Genomic DNA, 1064 nt, shown 5'->3' with positions numbered 1-1064 from the left:
GTGCCTTACTCGTCGGCAAAGGCGCTGGCGTGCGCGTTCTTGACGTTTGCGGTTTTGGCGCTTGCGCTTACGGGATGTGCGCCGAAAGCTAACGACGCCGTTGTTACGGGCGAAGACGAGGCTGCGGCAGTGCAAGTCGACTCCACGTGGTCTGAAACCGGCGATTGCAGTATGTGCCACGCAAAGGAACAGGCGTCGTTCGAAGACGGTTCCTGTGCGATATCTCGGCACAAGGACATGGCTTGCTCTCAGTGCCATGCCGATGTAGCAGCGCTTTCTGCGGCGCATGAAGGAGCCACCGCTGAAAAGGCAGCCAAGGCCGTCCTCAAAACCACAACGGTGGATGTTGCGACGTGCGAGAGCTGTCACTCGCAAGACGAGGTGGAGGTCGTTACGGCTGGCGTAACCGTGCTAACCGACATGAATGGAACGATAGTGAACCCGCATGCGTTGCCAGAATCGGCCGACCATGCCGAAGTCTCCTGCGCGAGCTGTCATCAGATGCATGCGGCGGGCTCCATCGAGAAGAAGGCTCAGCGTGCATGCGCCAGTTGCCATCACGCCGACGTGTACGAATGCTACACCTGCCATAGCTAGGGTTTGCGCGAATCCGCACGAAGGGATAACGCGGTTTTGCCGCGTGCCCCGCCGCGCCGAGAAACGGTCGCGGCGGCATATAGGAGGAAGGGAAAGGTACGATTATGGGGAACGAGAATGCACGCTTCTCTCGCCGAAACTTTTTGAAGGGGACCGGCGTTGCGGCGCTGGCAATGGCGGGCGGTGCGCTGGTTGGATGCTCATCCGGAAACGATGCATCCGCTTCAGGTGTCTCGTCCGAGTCGACCGCTGTCGACGGCTCGTCCATCGCGTGGACGAAAGAGGCCGACGTCGTGGTATGCGGCTATGGTGCGGCGGGCGCTTCCTGCGCCATCGAAGCGGCGGCGAACGGGGCTTCGGTTATCATTCTCGAGAAGGCAGCGCTGCCAGGTGGTTCTATGGCTCGTTGCGGCGGTGCCATCATGGGTGCGCCGACGAAGATCCAGAAAGCTCTCGGCATCGAAGAC

The 1064-nt window shown here is 60.7% G+C and carries 2 protein-coding genes; both read left to right on the top strand.

Annotated elements, in window-relative coordinates; translation table 11 throughout:
- Positions 1 to 597, top strand: a 597-nt coding sequence (locus tag ACMO6A_RS11365) for a hypothetical protein (RefSeq protein WP_418471286.1), incomplete at its 5' end; no start/stop codon positions are given.
- A gap of 104 nt (positions 598 to 701) precedes the next feature.
- Positions 702 to 1064 (top strand): FAD-dependent oxidoreductase (locus ACMO6A_RS11360; RefSeq protein WP_418471285.1); only part of this gene is annotated, 363 nt, incomplete at its 3' end.

It is taken from the genome of Eggerthella sp. (assembly GCF_048329335.1).
GTDB lineage: Bacteria > Actinomycetota > Coriobacteriia > Coriobacteriales > Eggerthellaceae > Eggerthella > Eggerthella lenta.
The sequence above is the reverse complement of the archived record's forward strand: the minus strand, read 5'-3'. Positions and strand labels throughout refer to the sequence as shown.